The sequence below is a fragment of the Microbispora hainanensis genome (assembly GCF_036186745.1).
GTDB lineage: Bacteria > Actinomycetota > Actinomycetes > Streptosporangiales > Streptosporangiaceae > Microbispora.
Window position 1 is genome coordinate 787,353 of sequence record NZ_CP108086.1, and the last position, 18,143, is coordinate 805,495.

An 18,143-nucleotide genomic window follows, 5' to 3' on the forward strand; every position below is an offset into this window, starting at 1 on the left:
TCGCAGCCCTGACGCTTGATTGTGCCGTGTAACCGAATTTCGTTCTACAGGGGGTGCCTTCAGGGGGCGGGGCCGGTTGATGTCAGGCCGCCGGGTCCCGGCGCGGATGGGCCGCCAGCAACACCGCGACCGGACGCGCGTCCGGGTCGTCCCGATCCCGCTCGGCGGCCTCGAGGAGCATGGCCGACACCCGTTCGTAGAGGGACGCCACCGTCGCCGGCGACAGCCGTACGACCAGGTCGGACATCCCGGCGGCCTCGACCCACGCCTCGCTCCACAGGTCGCGCTCGCGCTCGAAGCTCTCGACGTCGGCAGTGAGCTTTTCGAGCTGACGCCACCGCAGGACCGCCGCGGCCTCCCTGCCCTCGGCCGGCGAAGCCGTCGCAGGCGTCGCGGGCGTCGCAGCCGTCGCGGCCGTCTCCACGTCGCTCCATGAGGTGAAGCGGTGGATCGCCCGCCATCGGCGCTCACGCCGGTCGCGCCGGTCGGGATCGGCCTCCACGAAGCCATACCTGGCGAGCTGGCGCAGGTGATAGCTGGTCGCGCCGGAGCTCTCGCCGAGGCGCCCGGCCAGCTCGGTCGCGGTCGCCGGGCCGTTCGTACGCAGTTCCCCCAGCAGCCGCACCCGCAACGGGTGGGCGACGGCCTTCAGCGCACGGGGATCGTCGACATGGAAGACCTCGTGGTCCATGCCGGCCGACGCTACTCTTCGCAAAGGAATCTTTGCAAAAAGCCCTTTGCGGAAATGTAAGTTTCAGTCACACCCCCTCGCAATGGCCGGTCAGGCGCGTCCCACCGCCCGCATCGTTGACGCCCGCGGAAAGCCGAAGGAAGCATGCGAGTCGCTTCCGACTTTGGGAGCGCTCCCACTCTCCCCGAGGACCACAGTGCTCAGACGAATCGGCATTCTCGCCGTGGCGGCGCTGGCCACGGCCTGCCTGACAGGCGCACCTCCCGCCACGGCGGAGGAGGGCCCGGAACAGATCCCCAACGGCACGTTCGACACCACCACAGACCCGTGGTGGCACACGGCGAACCTCGACTTCGAGCTGACCGACGGCCGTCTCTGCTCCGACGTCCCCGCGGGCACGATCAACCCCTGGGACGCGATCATCGGCGTCAACGACATCCCGCTGGTGAAGGACGAGACCTACGCGTTCAGTTTCTTCGCCACCGCGGACCCCGGGAAGGTCGCCAGGGCGTACGTCCAGCTCCCGACCGACCCCTACACGCAGTATGTGTCGGCCGCTCCCGAGCTGAGCGTCTCGGGCAACACCTACAGCTACACGTTCACCTCGCCGGTCGACCTGCCCAACGCGCAGGTCGTCTTCCAGCTCGGCGGCAGCGCGACGGCATGGCGGTTCTGCGTTGACAACGTCTCCCTCAAGGGCGGGGCGCCGCCAGAGGTCTACACGCCCGACACCGGCCCCCGGGTCCGCGTGAACCAGGTGGCCTACCTGCCCAAGGGCCCCAAGAACGCCACCGTGGTCACCGACGCCACCGAGGCGCTGCCCTGGCAGCTCAAGAACTCCGCCGGCACCGTGGTCGCGCACGGCACGACCACCCCGCGCGGCGTCGACTCCAGCTCCGGGCAGAACGTCCACACGATCGACTTCAGCACGTACACGAAGGCCGGGACCGGCTACACGCTGACCGCCGACGGCGAGACCAGCCGGCCGTTCGACATCAAGCCCGACGCGTACGCCGACCTCAAGCTCGACGCGTTGAAGTTCTACTACACCCAGCGCAGCGGGATCGCGATCGACGACGCCCTGCGTCCCGGCTACGGCCGTCCCGCCGGGCACGTGGGCGTCGCCCCCAACCAGGGCGACACGAACGTCCCCTGCCAGCCGGGGGTCTGCGACTACTCGCTCGACGTGTCCGGCGGCTGGTATGACGCGGGCGACCACGGCAAGTACGTCGTCAACGGCGGCATCTCGGTCGCGCAGCTCATGAGCGAGTTCGAGCGGACCAAGAACGCCGCGACCGCCAAGCCGATCGGCAGCCTGAACATCCCCGAGAGCGGCGACGACGTCCCCGACGTGCTCGACGAGGCCCGCTGGGAGCAGGAGTTCCTGCTGAAGATGCAGCGGCCCGACGGCATGGTCCACCACAAGATCCACGACGAGAACTGGACCGGCCTGCCGCTGCTGCCGCACCTGGACGCGCAGAAGCGGGAGCTGCACCCGGTCTCCACGGCCGCCACGCTCAACCTCGCCGCGACGGCCGCCCAGGCGGCGCGGATCTTCGCGCCGTACGACGCCGAGTTCGCCGCGAAGAACCTCACGGCGGCGAAGAAGGCGTGGACGGCGGCCAAGGCGCACCCGAACCTGCTCGCCTCCCCCTCCGACGGCGTCGGCGGCGGCACCTACGACGACGCGAACGTCAGCGACGAGTTCTACTGGGCGGCCGCCGAGCTCTACATCACCACCGGTGAGAAGGAGTACAAGGACTACGTCCTCGCCTCGCCGCTCCACACGGCCGACATCTGGAAGACGGGCGCCATGGACTGGGGCAACGTCGCCGCGCTCGGCCGCCTCGACCTGGCGACCGTGCCCAACGATCTGCCCGGCCGCGACGAGGTGCGCGCCTCCGTGGTGGCCGGCGCGGACAAGTACCTCGCCATACTGAAGGCCCACCCGTACGGCCTGCCGTACGACACGACGAACTACGACTGGGGATCGAACAGCATCGTCGTCAACAACCTGGTGGTCATCGCCACGGCCTATGACCTCACCGGCGACGTGAAGTACCGCGACGGCGTGCTGGAGGGCATCGACTACATCTTCGGCCGCAACGCGCTCAACCAGTCGTACGTGACCGGTTACGGCGAGGTGGCGTCGAAGAACCAGCACACCAGGTGGTACGCCCACTCCCTGGACACCTCGCTGCCGAACCCGCCGCGCGGCACGCTCGCGGGCGGCCCCAACTCCGCCATCCAGGACCCGGTGGCCCAGGCGAAGCTCACGGGCTGCGTGGCGCAGTTCTGCTACATCGACGACATCGGCTCCTGGGCGACCAACGAGCTGACGATCAACTGGAACGCGCCGCTGTCGTGGATCTCGGCGTTCATCGCCGATCAGGGCGACGGCGCGGTCAAGGCCCCGGCCGGGTGCAAGGTCACCTACACCACGCACGGCTCGTGGCCGACGGGCTTCACCACCCAGCTCACGATCAAGAACACCGGCACGAAGGCGATCGAGGGCTGGTCGCTGAAGTGGTCGTTCCTGGGCGGTCAGACGATCGACATCGGCTGGAACGCCAAGTTCTCCCAGAAGGCGGCGACGGTGACCGCCTCGAACGAGTCGTACAACAAGACCATCAACCCGGGCCAGTCGATCACCTTCGGTTTCAACGGCAAGGCCGCGCCGGAGGCCAACCCCACGCCCGACCTGTTCACGCTGAACGGCGCCGCCTGCTCCGCCTGACGGCCCGCCGCCTCTGAAGACCCCGGCCGCCGCCTCAGCAGAGGCGGCGGCCGGTTCCACGTCGTCGGCAGGCCCATCACAAAAGAACTCAGCGCAAAAGAACTCAGCACAAAGAGAATTCAGCGCAGGTGCGGCTCGTAGGGCGGCAGGCTGGAACCGCCCGGCCCGCCCCCGTCCCCGCCGTCGTCCCCGCCGTCTCCTTCGCCTGCCTGGTCGCCGGCATCATCGCCGGCATCGTCGTCGGCCAGGGCGAGGACCTCCGGCCGCAGGACGCGCGACGCGCCGAGCACCTCGATGCCCAGCAGCCGCCCCTCCCGGTCCAGGTCCAGCACGATCTCCCCGCGCAGGTCGTCGTCCTCGACCTCGATCTGGGTGACCGCCTCTCCCTCACCGATCTCGTCGACCAGGTAGATGTAGGCGACGTTGTTCTCCCTGTCGTGCTCGATTCGCACGTCAGACTCCCCCGCCCACTAGTTCCTTCTTTTCTTCTTGCGGATGACAGTGATCACGTTATCGGTCTTGTCGTTCACGACGACCTTCAGCTTGTCCGTCTCATAGACGGAGGTGCCGGGTTCGTGGCCACGGCTCCTCCGGCCGTTCGCCTTGACGTCGTCGATCATGTCGTCGCTGAAACCACGCTGGCTCTGGCGCTGCTCGCTGTGGGAGGTCCGGCCGTCGTCCCTGGCACTGGCGCCACCCCCGCCACCGCTACGGCGTCCGCCCCCGCCGCGGCGCCCGTTGCCGCCGCTCCTGGCGTTCTTGTTGCTGCGCCCCATGAGCGCCAGGCCGTCCTGCGGGGACCGGCCGGCCGCCGCGCGGGGACCCACCGTCCCCCGGGCCGGGATGCGGTGACCCGCGCCGGCGAACGCGGGGACCGGCCCTCCTCCGCCCGGGCGGCGCAGGCCTTCGAGGATCCGGCGGAACTGCTCGGTGACCCGGCGGTCGAGCGCGGGGGCCAGCACCCGTCCGGCGCCCTCGGCGCCCTCCCGCTGGATCTTCCCGATGGCGGCGCGGGAGCGGAACATCTCCGCCGCGGCCAGTGCCGCGCCGAGCGGGCCACCGGACAGGTACGCCCTGGCCACCCGTACGGTCGTGTAGACGGCGGTCGAGGCCACCGCGACCTTCACGCCGGTCGTCAGCCAGGCGGTGTTGTCGAGCACGGCAGGGGCCAGCCGCGCGGCGGCGGCCGCCCGGCTCAGGTGCCCGCCCTCGCCGCCCGTCTCGTTCCAGTAGCCGGCCAGCGCGTTCGCCGACCTGCCGCGATAGACCTCACCCGTCCCCGCGATCGTGGCGTTCGCCGCCGCACCGGACCGGTCGGTGCCCGCGAGCACGGTCCGCCAGGCGTCTGCGTCCTTGCGGATCTCGTCCTCGTCGACGTTCGGCCAGGGCATGCCGAGCATGCTCAGCATCACGTCCACCTGCGGAGGAACCGTCACACCCATCGCGGGGCCCCCGTCACGCCCACTGCTCGCCGTACAGGTCGCGGGACCGCGTCAGGCTCGCGTCCTCGGCCTCGCCGACGCGGGCGCTCACCCTGCCCAGCCCGTCGCCGGTGTCGGCCATCGCCGCGGACAGACCGGTCAGCGCCTCCACCCCCAGAAGCGTGCACTCGGCGTACGGCCCGGTCAGCATGCCGAGCAGGCCGTCGTCCTGCCAGGCCGCGCCCCCGAGCCCGCGTTCCCTGAGCCGGCGCAGCGCGGCGGCGTAGTCCTCACCGTGCACCCGCATCCGGGAGGCGTCCTGCCTCATCCGGTCGTGGATGATCTCCAGTCCCGACTCCATGCCGCAGGCTCAACTCCCCCACTTCCCGTCGCGTACAGATCCCAGTAAACACCGATCTACCATTCGATAACCTTTTTTCATGACGACCCCCTCCCCCGACGGCGACGCCGAGCTGCTGGAGCGCGTGTTGCTGGAGGGCCGGGCGATGATGCGACGGCTGCAGGACGCGCGGGCCCTGGTCCGCGACGTGACGGGTCGGGCGGAAAACCCCGACCGCACGATGAGAGCGGTGGCCGACGGCCGGGGCGACATCGTGGAGCTGCACTTCGACCCCCGCGTCCTGCGACTCGACCGCGAGGCGCTCGGCCGGCAGGTGACGGCCGTGCTGCGCGCGGCCCAGTGGGACGCCGAGGCCAGGACCAGGCAGATCATGGATGCCGCCCTCGCGGAGACCGCGGACGTCCCCGCGCCCCTGGACGACGGCTTCGTCCGCGACCGTGTGGAGCGGATCGCCCGCGACCTGCTGTGACCCTTCACGACCCGACTGGAGGCGCCGTGTACGGCTCTCGCATGAACCCGGCCGACATCCGCGAGGAGGATCTCGCCCGGGCCGAGGAGCAGGCGGAGCGCGTCCACGCCTGGGCAGAGCGGGCCCGGGCCGACCTCGAAGAGATCACCGGCACGGGCGAGGCGGCCTCCGGCCAGGTGACGGCCACCGTGTCGGCGGAGGGCATGGTGCTGGACGTGACGTTCGGGCCGCGCGCTATGCGCCTGGACAGCCGGACGCTGGCGGAGGAGGTCCGCGCCGCCGTCTCCCGGGCGCGGCTCGACGCCGCGCGCCGGACCCGGGAGCTGATCCGCGACGGCCTGCCCGGGTTCGACCCCGACGAGGCCGCCGCCCAGTTCGAACGGCTGCTCGACGTCCCCTGGGACTGACGCCCCGGAGACGATCCGCTCAGCCCCGCTCGACCACGGCGGCGAAGCGGGAGGCGACCTCGCCCCAGGCGGCCCGCGCGAGCGGGTCGTCGGTCACGGCGGCGGCGTACAGCTCGTCGATGTCCAGCCCCCGCCTGCGGGTGTGCTCGGCGTCCCACAGCCGGATGCGCTCGGGCCCGGCCTCGGGGTGGAACTGCACGCCCCAGGCACGCTCGCCCAGCCGGAACGCCTGGTAGGGGCAGCGTTCCGTCTCGGCGAGCCAGACCGCGCCCGGCGGCAGGGCCGTGACGGCGTCGATGTGGTTCTCGATCGCCGGGACGACCTGGGGCAGCCCGCCGAACACCACGTCGTCCGCCGCCTCGGCCCTCATGGCGATGGAGGTGCTGCCGTGCTCGGGCGCCCCGGCGTCCGCCTGGACCTTCCCGCCGCCGACCGAGGCCAGCATCTGCCCGCCCAGGCAGATGCCGAAGTAGGGCACCGACCGGGCGAGGGCCTGCTCGACGAGGGCGCGGGTGGCCGGCAGCCAGGGCGCCGTGTCGTCGTCGTCCGGCATGTAGCCGCCGCCGAGCACGAGCAGGCCGTCGTGCTCCAGCCGTGACGGCAGGGCGGAGCCGTCGAAGGCGGTGACCACGTCGACGGCGACCCCGGCGGCCTCCAGCCATTTCCCGAACCGCCCGGGACCCCCCTTCGCCCCGTTCTGTACGGCGAGCACACGCGGCGTTTCCGGCATGAGCCCGGACTCTACTCGCCCGGCCTCCTGCCCCCGGGCGGCGGGCTCACAGGTCGCTGCCGCCGGTGGCGTCGACCGTGGTGCCGGTGACCCAGCGGGCGTCTCCGGAGGCGAGGAACGCGACCACGTCGGCCATGTCGCGCGGTGTGCCGACGCGGCCCAGCGCCGCCCGGCCGGCCGACGCCGCCCAGGCCGCTTCGTCGCCGCGCAGCCAGTCCGCGTTGGTGTCGGTGTCGACGATCCCCGGCGCCACATTGTTGACGGTGATCCCTCGCGGCCCGAGGTGCTTGGCCAGCGCCAGTGTGAAGGTCTCCAGCGCGCCCTTGGTCATCGCGTACGCGATCGCCTCGGGGAACGCGATCCTGGTCACTCCCGAGGTGACGGTCACGATCCGCCCGCCGTCGGGGATGCGCGGCAGCGCCCGCCGGGTGACGAAGAAGGCCGCCCGCGTGTTGACGGCGAACGCCCGGTCATAGAGCTCCGGCGTCACCTCCTCGATCGTTCCCCGCACGGTGATCCCCGTGTTGTTGACGAGGATGTCGATCGGCGCCCGCGGCCCCAGCTCCCGGTCCAGCCCGGCGAACAGCTCGTCCACGTCGCCCGGCGCGCCCAGCTCGGCCCTGACCGCGAAGGCCCGGCCGCCTCGGGCCTCGATCGCCGCCACCGTGTCCTTGGCCGCCGCCTCGTCCCTGGCGTAGTTCACCGCCACCAGCGCCCCGTCGGCCGCCAGCCGTTCGGCGATCCCGCGTCCGATTCCCCTGCTCGCGCCCGTGACCAGCGCCGTCCTGCCGTCGAGCGTGCCCATGCCCGTCCCCTTTCTTTAGCGACCGCTACAAAATAACACGACCTGTAGCGATCGCTATAAAATCGGCGCATGGGCAGGACGAGGGCGTTCGACCGGGACGTCGCGCTGGAGCGGGCGCTGGAGGAGTTCTGGCGGCATGGTTACGAGGCGACCTCGGTCGCCGGCCTGACCGCGGTGATGGGGATCAACCCGCCGAGCCTCTACGCCGCCTTCGGGGACAAACGCCGGCTGTTCGGCGAGGCCGTGCGCCGTTACCAGGAGACCCACGGCGCGTTCGCCTCGCATGCCCTGGCGGGGGAGCCGACCGCGCGGGCCGCCGTCGAGCGCCTGTTGCGCGAGGCGGCAGAGGTCTACACCGACCAGGCCCACCCACCCGGCTGCATGATCATCTCGGCGGGAGTGAACACGAGCGACCCCGGCGTGGTCGAGGAGCTGCGGGCGCACCGCGAGGCGAGCAAGGCGGCGATCCGCCGCCGGATCGAGCGGGACGTCGAGGCCGGCCTCCTCCCCCCGGAGACCGACGCCCCCGCGCTCGCGACGTTCTTCGCCGCCGTCATCCAGGGCATGTCCACCCAGGCCAGGGACGGCGCGAGCCGTGGCGACCTCGACGCGGTGGCGACGCTCGCCATGCGGGCGTGGCCGTAGGCTGTCGGGCGTGATCGACGACATCTGGGTGGACGACGCCGTCACGGCGCTACGTCCGGACTTCGCCGTCCTGGTGGTCTGCGCGTACGGCCTGCGCAACGGGCCCTCCGACGACCGGTCGCGGGCCTGGCTCGCCGACGCGGCGGCCCACGCCGTGCCGCTCACCGACGAGAGGATCGAGGCCTGGCGGACGGCCTACCGCGCCTTCGGCGCCAAGCCGCAGCGCACCCGGCCCTCGGTCGACGCGCTGGTCCGCCGGATGCCGCTACCCGAGATCAACCTCGTGGTGGACGCCTACAACAGCGTGTCCGTACGGCACGGCCTCCCGATCGGCGGCGAGGACCTGAGCCGCTACCAGGGCACGGCCCGGCTGGTGCGGGCCGCGGGCGACGAGCCCTCGGAAGAGGTGCTGGGCGACCCGGAGATCGGCGAGGTGGTGTGGCGCGACGACGCGGGCGTCACCTGCCGGCGCTGGAACTGGCGGCAGTGTGTCAGGACGAGGATCACCGAGGAGACGGTGGACGCGCTCTTCCTGCTGGAACGCCTCGAACCGCTCTCCCTCGAGGCGCTGCACGCCGCGGCCGACGACCTTGCCGGTATGCTGACCGATATAGCTCCCGATATCCAGATCAAGTCGCGGCTCATCGGCTGACCAGCCGCTGTGACCAGGGGGTAAGGGACACCTCACCACCCAGACGGGCTATCCGCGCGTGACCTGTTTTATCGATCCTGGGAGGATGGGCCGGGACCTACGACCCGCCGGGGCGCACGTCGGTGTGTGAGGCGAGTAGCCTTGGACAGGTTCACCAAACATCAACGCCGATCTGCGGAAGAGGGCGATTTCCGCCGTGTCGTCTGAGTCGTCGCGGTCAAACCCGCTGGCAAGCTTTGGACAAAATGAGTGGCTTGTCGACGAGTTGTACCAGAAGTATCTCGAAGATCCAGAGTCTGTTGATCAGGCCTGGTGGCACTTCTTCGCTGACTACAACGGGACGGCCAAGCCCGCTCCGTCCAAGTCCGCCGCCGTCGCGAACGGCGCGACGGCGACGGCAGCGCCCGAGGCTCCCGCTCCGGTGAGCCCGGCTCCGCAGACGGCGCCTCCGCAGCCCAAGCCGCAGGCGAAGCCGGCGGCCAAGGCCCCCGCAAAGGAGCAGGCCCCCGCCAAGCAGCCGGCCCCCGCCGGCGCGGTCGAGGAGAAGCTGCGCGGCGCCGCCGCGCGCACCGCCGCCAACATGGAGGCGTCGCTGGTCGTCCCCACGGCCACGAGCGTCCGCGCGGTCCCCGCCAAGCTCCTGATCGACAACCGCATCGTCATCAACAACCACCTGTCCCGCGGCCGTGGCGGCAAGATCTCCTTCACCCACGTCATCGGCTACGCGATCGTCCAGGCGCTCAAGTCGATGCCTGAGATGAACTACTCGTACGCCGAGGTGGACGGCAAGCCGGTCCTCGTCAAGCCCGAGCACGTCGGGCTCGGCCTCGCGATCGACGTCCAGAAGAGCGACGGCACCCGTCAGCTCCTGGTGCCCTCGATCAAGCAGGCCGAGACCATGGACTTCCGCCAGTTCTGGGTGGCGTACGAGGAGATCGTGCGCAAGGCCCGCGCGGGCAAGCTCGGTGTGGAGGACTTCCAGGGCACGACGATCTCCCTGACCAACCCCGGCACCATCGGCACGGTCCACTCGGTGCCGCGCCTGATGCCCGGCCAGGGCACGATCATCGGCGTCGGCGCGATGGAATACCCCGCCGAATACCAGGGCGCCTCGGCGGAGACGCTGTCCCGCCTCGCGATCAGCAAGGTGATGACGCTCACGTCCACCTACGACCACCGGATCATCCAGGGCGCCCAGTCGGGCGACTTCCTGCGCCGCATCCACCAGCTCCTGCTCGGCGCCGACGGCTTCTACGACGAGATCTTCCAGTCGCTGCGCATCCCCTACGAGCCGGTGCGCTGGGTCCAGGACATCTCGGCCACCCACGACGACGACGTCGCCAAGTCCGCGCGCGTGCTGGAGCTCATCCACGCCTACCGGGTCCGCGGCCACCTCATGGCCGACACCGACCCGCTGGAGTATCGCCAGCGCAAGCACCCGGACCTCGACATCCAGTCGCACGGCCTGACGCTGTGGGACCTGGAGCGCGAGTTCCCGACGGGCGGCTTCGGCGGCAAGCCGCTGATGAAGCTGCGCGACATCCTCGGCGTGCTGCGCGACTCGTACTGCCGCACGATCGGCATCGAGTACATGCACATCCAGAACCCCGAGGAGCGGGCCTGGATCCAGGCGCGGGTGGAGCGGCCGCATTCCAAGCCCAGCCGCGAGGAGCAGCTCAACATCCTGCGCAGGCTCAACACCGCCGAGGCGTTCGAGACCTTCCTGCAGACCAAGTACGTCGGCCAGAAGCGGTTCTCGCTCGAGGGCGGCGAGTCGCTGATCCCGCTGCTCGACTCGGTGATCAGCTACGCGGCGGCCGAGCACCTTGACGAGGTCGTCATCGGCATGGCCCACCGCGGCCGGCTCAACGTGCTCGCCAACATCGTGGGCAAGTCGTACGCCCAGATCTTCGGCGAGTTCGAGGGCAACATCGACCCCCGCAGCGCGCACGGCTCCGGCGACGTGAAGTACCACCTCGGCGCGAGCGGCGACTTCACGACGCCCGAGGGCAACACGATCAGCACGTCCGTGGTGGCGAACCCCTCGCACCTGGAGGCGGTCGACCCCGTCCTCGAAGGCGTGGTCCGGGCCAAGCAGGACCTGCTGGAGCGCGGCGAGGAGGGCTTCACCGTCCTGCCCGTGCTCGTCCACGGCGACGCGGCGTTCGCCGGCCAGGGCGTGGTCGCCGAGACCCTGCACCTGTCCCAGCTGCGCGGCTACCGCACCGGCGGCACCGTCCACATCGTGGTCAACAACCAGGTCGGCTTCACCACCTCCCCCGCGTCCTCGCGGTCGAGCGTGTACGCCACCGACGTCGCGCGCATGATCCAGGCGCCGATCTTCCACGTGAACGGCGACGACCCCGAGGCGGTCGTGCGGGTCGGCCGGCTCGCGTACGAGTACCGCCAGACGTTCCGCAAGGACGTCGTCATCGACATGGTCTGCTACCGGCGGCGTGGTCACAACGAGGGCGACAACCCGGCGTTCACGCAGCCGCTGATGTACGACCTCATCGACGCCAAGCGCTCGACCCGCAAGCTGTACACCGAGGCCCTCATCGGCCGCGGGGACATCACGGTCGAGGAGGCCGAGCAGGCCCTGCGCGACTACCAGGAGCAGCTTGAGCGGGCCTTCACCGAGACCCGCGAGGCCGTCAAGCATCCACCGGCGCCCGGTGCCGTCCGGGTCCCCGAGCCCGACGAGCTGATCCCGTGGTCGCACGAGGACACCAAGACGGCGATCTCGGAGGAGGTCGTCAAGCGGGTCATCGACACCCAGCTCAACCTGCCCGAGGGCTTCACCGTCCACCCGCGTCTCGCCCCGGTCATCCAGCGCCGCGGCACGATGGTCGCCGAGGACGCGATCGACTGGGCGACCGGTGAGCTGCTCGCGTTCGGCTCGCTGCTCATCGACGACCACCCGGTCCGCCTGGTCGGTCAGGACTCCCGCCGCGGCACCTTCGGCCAGCGTCACGCCGTGCTGGTCGACCGCGTCACCGGCGAGGAGCACACCCCGCTCAAGACGTTCAACCACGGCACCACGAAGTTCTACGTGTACGACTCGCTGCTCAGCGAGTTCGCCGCGATGGGCTTCGAGTACGGCTACAGCGTGGTCCGCCCGGACGCCCTGGTCGCCTGGGAGGCGCAGTTCGGCGACTTCGCCAACGGCGCCCAGTCGATCATCGACGAGTTCATCTCGTCGGGTGAGCAGAAGTGGGGTCAGCGCTCCTCGGTCGTGCTGCTGCTGCCGCACGGCTACGAGGGTCAGGGCCCGGACCACTCCTCCGCCCGCATCGAGCGCTACCTGCAGCTGTGCGCGCAGGACAACATGACGGTGGCGCAGCCGAGCACCCCGGCGAACTACTTCCACCTGCTGCGCTGGCAGGTGCTGTCGGAGCGGCGTAAGCCCCTGATCGTGTTCACGCCCAAGTCGCTGCTGCGGCTCAAGGCGGCGGCCTCGGCCACCTCGGAGTTCACCTCCGGCGCCTTCCGACCGGTCATCGGCGACTCGACGGTGGACCCGTCGGCGGTCCGCAAGATCGTGGTCTGCTCGGGCAGGATCTACTACGACCTGCTCGCGCGGCGCGAGAAGTCGGGCAGGAACGACGTGGCGCTGGTCCGCCTGGAGCGCCTCTACCCGTTCCCGGAGAACCCGCTCAAGGCCGAGCTGGCCCGCTACAGCGCGGACGCGGAGCTGCTCTGGGCGCAGGACGAGCCCGTCAACATGGGTCCGTGGCCCTACCTCAGCCTGAAGATCGTGGAGAAGCCCGACCTGCTCGGGGGCCGCACCTTCCGCCGGGTCTCGCGTACGCCGAACTCCTCGCCGGCCGTCGGCTCGCACGCCAAGCACGACGAGGAACTGCACGGCATCCTGGACGAGATCTTCGGCTGAGCGAGGATCCCGTACCACTGAGGAGGTCCCCCACGCCCGTGGGGGACCTCTCTCCATGATCAGACCATTCACTGGAGCTCACTGGAGCGAGGCATGTACTTCACCGACAGGGGGATCGAGGAGCTCGTCGAGCGTCGCGGCGAGGAGGAGGTCAGCGTCGGCTGGCTCGCGGAGCGGCTGCGCGAGTTCGTGGACCTCAACCCCGAGTTCGAGGTGCCCGTGGAGCGCCTGGCCACCTGGCTCGCACGCCTGGACGAGGACGACTGACAGGAGGCCACCAAGACCGGCTGGCCACGGAAACGCGATACATCTTGACTTTGCACAAACGCGATATATCGTGTTTGTGGATGGTTCGTCTGCGCGGAAGCCGACCCGTGCGGACGCAGGACTTCGCGTGGAAGGGCCTGAGCGATGCCCCAATGGACGATCGACTCTCCCGGACGGCTCACGTTCGGCGCGGTCACCGCGCTCAACGTGCGCATCATGGCCGGTCGGCTGGCGGTGCTGGCCAGTGACGGCCCGCCGGCCCTCGACGTGACGGAGGTGGACGGCGCGCCCCTGGTGGTGACGCACGACGATGACGGCCGCCTGACCGTCGCGTACAAGGACCTGACGTGGGACGGCGTCCTCGGGTTGTTACGCCCGGGCCCGCGCAGCACGACGCTGACGCTGACCGTGCCGAGGACGTGCCCCGTGCGGGCCGGGGTCGTCTCCGCCTCCGCCGTCGTGACGGGCATGGAGGGGAACACCGGGGTGAAGTCCGTGTCGGGCGACATCGTCCTCGACGGCGTCAGCGGCGAGGTGCACGCCGAGACGGTCTCGGGCTCGGTGGAGAGCCGGGGCCTGACCGGCGACCTGTCCTTCTCCAGCGTCTCCGGCGACCTCACCGTCGCCGCGGGCCGGCCGCGGCGGCTGCGCGCGAACACCGTGTCGGGCCGCGTCACCGCCGACCTCGAACTGGAGCCCACCGGTCACGTCACCGCGAACAGCATGTCGGGCTCGATCGTCGTACGGCTCCCGCACGACGTGGACGCCGACGTGTCCGTCCGCTCGACCTCCGGCAGGATCGAGTCGGCCTTCCCCGAGTTGCACGTCGCCTCGGCCCCGGGCACCCGTTCGCTCAGCGGCCGGCTGGGCGGCGGTATGGCGTCCCTCTCGGCCATCACGGTGTCCGGCGCCGTCACCCTGCTCAGCGGCCAGCCCGCCGGCAGGCGAGAAGAGGAGAGAGCGTGAGCGAGCGAACGAGGCGGCACCGCACCGGGCGGCTGCCGCTCGGGGCCGAGAGCGAGGAGACGTCATGAGTCCCGTGTTCGGGCACGGCCGGCTGCGGCTGTACCTGCTGAAGCTGCTGGAGGAGAGCCCGCGGCACGGTTACGAGATCATCCGGCTGCTGCAGGACCGTTTCCTCGGCGTCTACTCCCCCTCCCCCGGCACGATCTATCCCCGGCTGGCCAGGCTGGAGGACGAGGGCCTGGTCACCCACGAGGTCGTGGACGGCAAGAAGGTCTTCACCCTCACCGACAAGGGGCGGGCCGAGATCAACGACCGGATGGACGAGCTGGCCGACCTGGAGCAGGAGATCACCGCCTCGGTCCAGGACATCGCGCGCGAGGTGAAGGAGGACGTGCGGCAGACCGTGCGGTCCCTGCGCGAGGAGCTCACCCAGATGGCCAGGGACATCGGCCACGACAACCGCGACCTGCGGCGTGAGCAGAAGGAGGAGTGGCGGCGGCAGCGCGACCACGCCAAGGAGGAGTGGCGTCGCCACAAGCGCCAGTGGAAGGAGGAGAGCGAGCGCTGGCAGCAGGAGTGGCGGCGGATCTGGGAGGAGTCCTGGGGATTCGGCGGCGGCCGCCAGGGCGACCACGACGCCGCGCTCAGCCGGATGCTGGCCGACTTCGTCGCCGACGTCCACCGCTCCTCCGGCGGGGGCGTGCCCGGCGAACAGGCCCTCGCCGAGTGCCGGGCCGCCCTCGACGAGGCCGCCGAGCGCATCCGCCGGGCACTGCACCCCTGAGCGACGCGTACCCGGCCGAAGCCTTCCGGGCCGGGACGCGCCCTCCGCGCCCCGGCCACGCGCGTCAGAGCGTGAAGACCACCTTGCCGAAGACCTCGCCGCGGTGCATGGCCGTGAAGCCCTCCTCCGCCCGGGCCAGTGGCAGCACCCGGTCGATCACCGGCCGGACACCCGTCTGCTCCAGGAACACCGCGAGCCGCGCGAGCTGCTCGCGCGTCCCCATCGTGGATCCGATGATCGACTTCTGCAGGAAGTAGACCTGCGCGAGCTGCGTCGCGGCGACCATGCCGCTCGTCGCGCCGCAGGTGACGATCCGGCCGCCCGGGCGCAGGGAGCTGAGCGAGTGCTTCCAGGTGGCCTCGCCGACCGTCTCCATGACGGCGTCCACCCGCTCGGGCAGCCGCGCGCCGGTCTCGAAGACCCGGTCGGCGCCGAGCGCGAGGGCCCGTTCCCGCTTGTCCTGCGAGCGGCTCGTCGCCCAGACGCGGAAGCCGCCGGCCCGGCCGAGCGCGATCAGCGCGGTCGCCACACCGCCGCCTGCGCCCTGGACCAGGATGGTCGAGCCGGGCTCCAGCTCAGCCTTGTCGAAGATCATGCGAAAGGCCGTGAGCCAGGCCGTGGGCAGGCAGGCGGCCTCCTCGAAGGAGATCGACGCGGGCTTGGGCACCAGGTTGCGGCGGGGCACCGCGACCTTCTCCGCGAACGTCCCGTCGTACTTCTCCGACAGCAGCGAACGCGCCGGGTCGAGGGTCTCGTCCCCGTCGACCGGCGTGCCGATCACGGAGTGGACGATGACCTCGTTGCCGTCCTCGTCCACCCCCGCCGCGTCGCAGCCGAGCACGATCGGCAGCCGCTCCTGGCTGATCCCCACGCCCTTGAGGGTCCACAGATCGTGGTGATTGAGCGCGGCGGCCCGGACCGTGACGGTCGTCCATCCCTCCGGCACGACGGGCTCGGGGTGCTCCCCGAGCGTCAGGCCCTTGATCGGGTCGTCCGGATCGAACTGTGTGGCGGTGACGGCGAACATGCCAGAACATTACTCCGGCCGCCGCCTCCCGCCCGGACACCCTCGTACGGCTCGTCGCGACCGCGACGATCACCCCGGCCGTCGCGGCGGCACAGGCCACTCCGGGCGACGTGACCGTCAAGGCCGCGGCTCGGACACCCGAGAAGGCGGCCGCCAACCGGTGGACCCGGTGATGGCTCACGTCTGACATATCAGGGCAAGGTCGGACAGGGGGCCCGGCGGGACGTCCCGCCGGGCCCTCTCGTGTCACGGTTCCCCGGCCCACCTTTTACGTTCCCCGTACGCCGCGTGCGGTCGACTGGGATCGTCAGAAGTCGAACAGCGCCCCGGCGGCCGACTTCAGCTCACAGTCGTTGCCGAAGGTGCGCCGGAACTGGAAGTACTTCCCGTCCCATATGCCGCTGGCGGTGACCGTGACAGGTGCGTAGATCATCGTGCAGGGCGCGGCCGCGTTCACCCGCAACGCGCTCGGGTCGACGCCCGCCCTGTTCAGCCACGCGCACGCCTCCTCCGCGGAAGGGTGCGAGCCGCCCACCGGAGAGCAGTTCAGGAACACCGACCGCGCCGGCGGCTCCGCCTGTTCGCCCTCGGCGACGGTCAGGATCACCGCCCGCACCCGGGCGGCCGACGGCCGGGACGCCCGCAGGGCGACTTCGGGCGGCGGTGGAGCGGGCAGGGTGTCCGCCCACTCCGGGAGCGATGTCGCCCCGTCGCCGGAGACACCCGGCCGAGCAGGAACCTGCGCGGCGGCCTCGGCAGAGGCCTGCGCAGCGGGGCCGGCGGCCAGCGCCGCACCGGCCAGTAGGACAAGCAGCGGTTTCATGCGATCCCCCCGTTTCCGCTGCTGACCAGCGTGTTCACGGGAGAGCTCCAGGGCAAGCGTCCACTCCGGACCTCAGCGGAAACGTGGCGTACCACAGACCACATCGGTTCCGCTCGATTCATAACGAGGTGGACAAGAAGCTGTGCCACAACCGTATGGATCTGGAAAAATCACCCCTTACTGACCATATCTCCGCCCCGAGAGGCTCACGGTGACCAGGAACCTCACACTCGCCATCGGTGGCGTCGTCGCCGCCGCGAGTGCGGTCGCCGTTTTCTGGAGCCAGGGGCCCGCCGTTCCCGCGACCGCCGCGTCCCGCGTGGCCACGACCCCGGTCTCCGCGGTGACCGGCGTCGACGAGAGCGCCGGTGTCAACAGGAACGCCGGCGTCAACAAGAACGGGGTCAGCGCCTTCCCGCTCGCTCCCAGCCAGGCGGACAAGCAGCGGGTGGCGGCCTATTGGAGCCCCGAGCGGCTCAAGCAGGCCAGCAGCTACGTGCCCAGCACCAAGCCGTCCCCCTCGACCAGGAGCACGACCTCCGCCGTGGAGATGGGCCCGGGGGACGCGAAGACGCACACGAGGACCCCACGGGGCGCGGCGCCCCCGCCCGTGGCCTCCCCGCCGATGGTGGGCAAGGTGTTCTTCAAGGTCGGCGACAAGGAGTTCTGGTGCTCCGCCTCCGCGGTGCACTCCGCCCATCGCAACCTCGTCGCCACGGCCGGGCACTGCGCGTACGCGCTGTCGCAGGACAAGCCGGTGCAGAACTGGGTCTTCATCCCCGGGTACCACGACGGCGTCGCCCCTTCGGGCATCTTCGTCGGCCACACGCTCTACATGCACGAGGACTTCGCCGGCCAGGGCGACTTCGACCGCGACTACGCCTTCGTGACCGTGCACCGGGGCTTCTCCTGGCAGCCGTACGTGGAGGGCGGCAGGCTCAAGTATCGCTCGGTCGACGTGGGCCGGCTGGAGGACAAGGTCGGGGCGTTCCGGTTCGCCTCCGGCAAGCCGCTCGGACGGCAGACGTACGTCTTCGGCTACCCGGCGGGCGCCAATCCCGACGGCACCCGCCCGTACACCGGGCAGACGGTGAAGTCCTGCGACGGCATCACCGAGAAGAAGTTCGTCAGCGCCCCGACCTGGCAGCTTGAGCACGGGGTGCGGCTGGCGGGCTGCCCGTTCACGGCCGGCGCGAGCGGCGGCCCGTGGGTGATCGGCTACAACGCCACCACGCGGACCGGCTACCTCGCCGGGATCACCAGCCTGACCTGGAACCTCAACGGCGGCGGACGCCTCGACGCCGTCTCCACGCCCTACTTCAACCAGCTCACCCAGCGGGTGTACACCCAGGCGAGCAAGCAGGGCACGGGCTGACCCCCTCCAGGCGCGTCACCATGTGATCTGCGTCACACAAGGACACTCCCTTCGACTGCGCCGCGTGCTCGGCTTGACACGGACGGAAGCC

The 18,143-nt window shown here is 70.7% G+C and carries 18 protein-coding genes; 10 read left to right on the forward strand and 8 right to left on the reverse strand.

Annotation, left to right across the window (positions count from 1 at the left end):
• Positions 1-82: 82 nt before the first annotated feature.
• Positions 83-691, reverse strand: a complete 609-nt coding sequence (locus OHB01_RS03540; protein ID WP_142651280.1) for an ArsR/SmtB family transcription factor — start codon at positions 689-691, stop codon at positions 83-85.
• A 196-nt stretch (positions 692-887) separates the two neighbouring features.
• Between OHB01_RS03540 and OHB01_RS03545 the strand changes: the two genes are divergently transcribed.
• Positions 888-3,428 (forward strand): glycoside hydrolase family 9 protein, encoded by a 2,541-nt coding sequence (locus tag OHB01_RS03545; protein ID WP_260617501.1) that lies wholly within the window; start codon positions 888-890, stop codon positions 3,426-3,428.
• A gap of 119 nt (positions 3,429-3,547) precedes the next feature.
• On the opposite strand, the gene OHB01_RS03550 is transcribed toward OHB01_RS03545, so the two are convergent.
• From OHB01_RS03550 to OHB01_RS03560, 3 genes are read right to left on the reverse strand one after another with little or no spacing between them, the layout of a single operon-like run.
• Positions 3,548-3,880, reverse strand: a complete 333-nt coding sequence (locus tag OHB01_RS03550; protein ID WP_328854924.1) for a DUF2283 domain-containing protein — start codon at positions 3,878-3,880, stop codon at positions 3,548-3,550.
• Positions 3,881-3,898: 18 nt separating this feature from the next.
• Entirely contained in the window at positions 3,899-4,870 is a 972-nt protein-coding gene (locus OHB01_RS03555) for a DUF4258 domain-containing protein (RefSeq protein WP_142651277.1), read from the reverse strand.
• A gap of 13 nt (positions 4,871-4,883) precedes the next feature.
• A complete protein-coding gene (locus tag OHB01_RS03560) occupies positions 4,884-5,210 on the reverse strand; it encodes a hypothetical protein (protein ID WP_142651276.1) in 327 nt (108 codons plus the stop codon).
• Positions 5,211-5,289: 79 nt separating this feature from the next.
• Between OHB01_RS03560 and OHB01_RS03565 the strand changes: the two genes are divergently transcribed.
• Both OHB01_RS03565 and OHB01_RS03570 read left to right on the forward strand, forming a co-directional pair.
• Complete coding sequence (locus OHB01_RS03565; RefSeq protein WP_142651275.1) at positions 5,290-5,679, forward strand: YbaB/EbfC family nucleoid-associated protein; 390 nt, start codon at positions 5,290-5,292, stop codon at positions 5,677-5,679.
• A gap of 26 nt (positions 5,680-5,705) precedes the next feature.
• Complete coding sequence (locus OHB01_RS03570) at positions 5,706-6,086, forward strand: YbaB/EbfC family nucleoid-associated protein (RefSeq protein WP_147944689.1); 381 nt, start codon at positions 5,706-5,708, stop codon at positions 6,084-6,086.
• A gap of 19 nt (positions 6,087-6,105) precedes the next feature.
• Here OHB01_RS03570 and OHB01_RS03575 read toward each other — a convergent pair whose 3' ends face one another.
• Positions 6,106-6,816: a type 1 glutamine amidotransferase gene (locus tag OHB01_RS03575; RefSeq protein ID WP_142651273.1), complete on the reverse strand. Its 711-nt coding sequence runs from the start codon at positions 6,814-6,816 to the stop codon at positions 6,106-6,108.
• 46 nt (positions 6,817-6,862) lie between these two features.
• Positions 6,863-7,621: an SDR family oxidoreductase gene (locus tag OHB01_RS03580; RefSeq protein WP_142651272.1), complete on the reverse strand. Its 759-nt coding sequence runs from the start codon at positions 7,619-7,621 to the stop codon at positions 6,863-6,865.
• 69 nt (positions 7,622-7,690) lie between these two features.
• On the opposite strand from OHB01_RS03580, the gene OHB01_RS03585 reads away from it, so the two are divergent.
• The 6 genes from OHB01_RS03585 (at position 7,691) to OHB01_RS03610 (ending at position 14,827) form a co-directional block, all read left to right on the forward strand.
• On the forward strand, positions 7,691-8,266 hold the full coding sequence (locus OHB01_RS03585) for a TetR/AcrR family transcriptional regulator (protein ID WP_328854925.1): 576 nt from the start codon (positions 7,691-7,693) through the stop codon (positions 8,264-8,266).
• 10 nt (positions 8,267-8,276) lie between these two features.
• On the forward strand, positions 8,277-8,918 hold the full coding sequence (locus tag OHB01_RS03590) for a B3/4 domain-containing protein (protein WP_142651270.1): 642 nt from the start codon (positions 8,277-8,279) through the stop codon (positions 8,916-8,918).
• A gap of 196 nt (positions 8,919-9,114) precedes the next feature.
• Positions 9,115-12,810 carry a multifunctional oxoglutarate decarboxylase/oxoglutarate dehydrogenase thiamine pyrophosphate-binding subunit/dihydrolipoyllysine-residue succinyltransferase subunit gene (locus tag OHB01_RS03595; protein ID WP_142651269.1) on the forward strand — a complete coding sequence of 1,232 codons (3,696 nt, stop codon included), beginning with the start codon at positions 9,115-9,117 and terminating at the stop codon, positions 12,808-12,810.
• Between the two features lie 93 nt (positions 12,811-12,903).
• The gene (locus OHB01_RS03600) at positions 12,904-13,077 is read left to right on the forward strand and encodes a DUF6104 family protein (protein ID WP_167530605.1); all 174 of its coding nucleotides are present in this window, start codon (positions 12,904-12,906) and stop codon (positions 13,075-13,077) included.
• 144 nt (positions 13,078-13,221) lie between these two features.
• Positions 13,222-14,043, forward strand: coding sequence for a DUF4097 family beta strand repeat-containing protein (locus OHB01_RS03605; protein ID WP_328709242.1), 822 nt, complete (start codon positions 13,222-13,224; stop codon positions 14,041-14,043).
• A gap of 64 nt (positions 14,044-14,107) precedes the next feature.
• Positions 14,108-14,827 carry a PadR family transcriptional regulator gene (locus tag OHB01_RS03610; RefSeq protein WP_147944691.1) on the forward strand — a complete coding sequence of 240 codons (720 nt, stop codon included), beginning with the start codon at positions 14,108-14,110 and terminating at the stop codon, positions 14,825-14,827.
• A gap of 64 nt (positions 14,828-14,891) precedes the next feature.
• Here the strand turns inward: OHB01_RS03610 and OHB01_RS03615 are convergent, their stop codons facing one another.
• Entirely contained in the window at positions 14,892-15,854 is a 963-nt protein-coding gene (locus OHB01_RS03615) for a zinc-binding dehydrogenase (RefSeq protein WP_328854926.1), read from the reverse strand.
• 307 nt (positions 15,855-16,161) lie between these two features.
• Positions 16,162-16,677: an SSI family serine proteinase inhibitor gene (locus tag OHB01_RS03620; RefSeq protein WP_147944692.1), complete on the reverse strand. Its 516-nt coding sequence runs from the start codon at positions 16,675-16,677 to the stop codon at positions 16,162-16,164.
• A gap of 211 nt (positions 16,678-16,888) precedes the next feature.
• On the opposite strand from OHB01_RS03620, the gene OHB01_RS03625 reads away from it, so the two are divergent.
• Positions 16,889-18,052: a trypsin-like serine peptidase gene (locus OHB01_RS03625; RefSeq protein WP_147944693.1), complete on the forward strand. Its 1,164-nt coding sequence runs from the start codon at positions 16,889-16,891 to the stop codon at positions 18,050-18,052.
• Positions 18,053-18,143 lie beyond the last annotated feature (91 nt).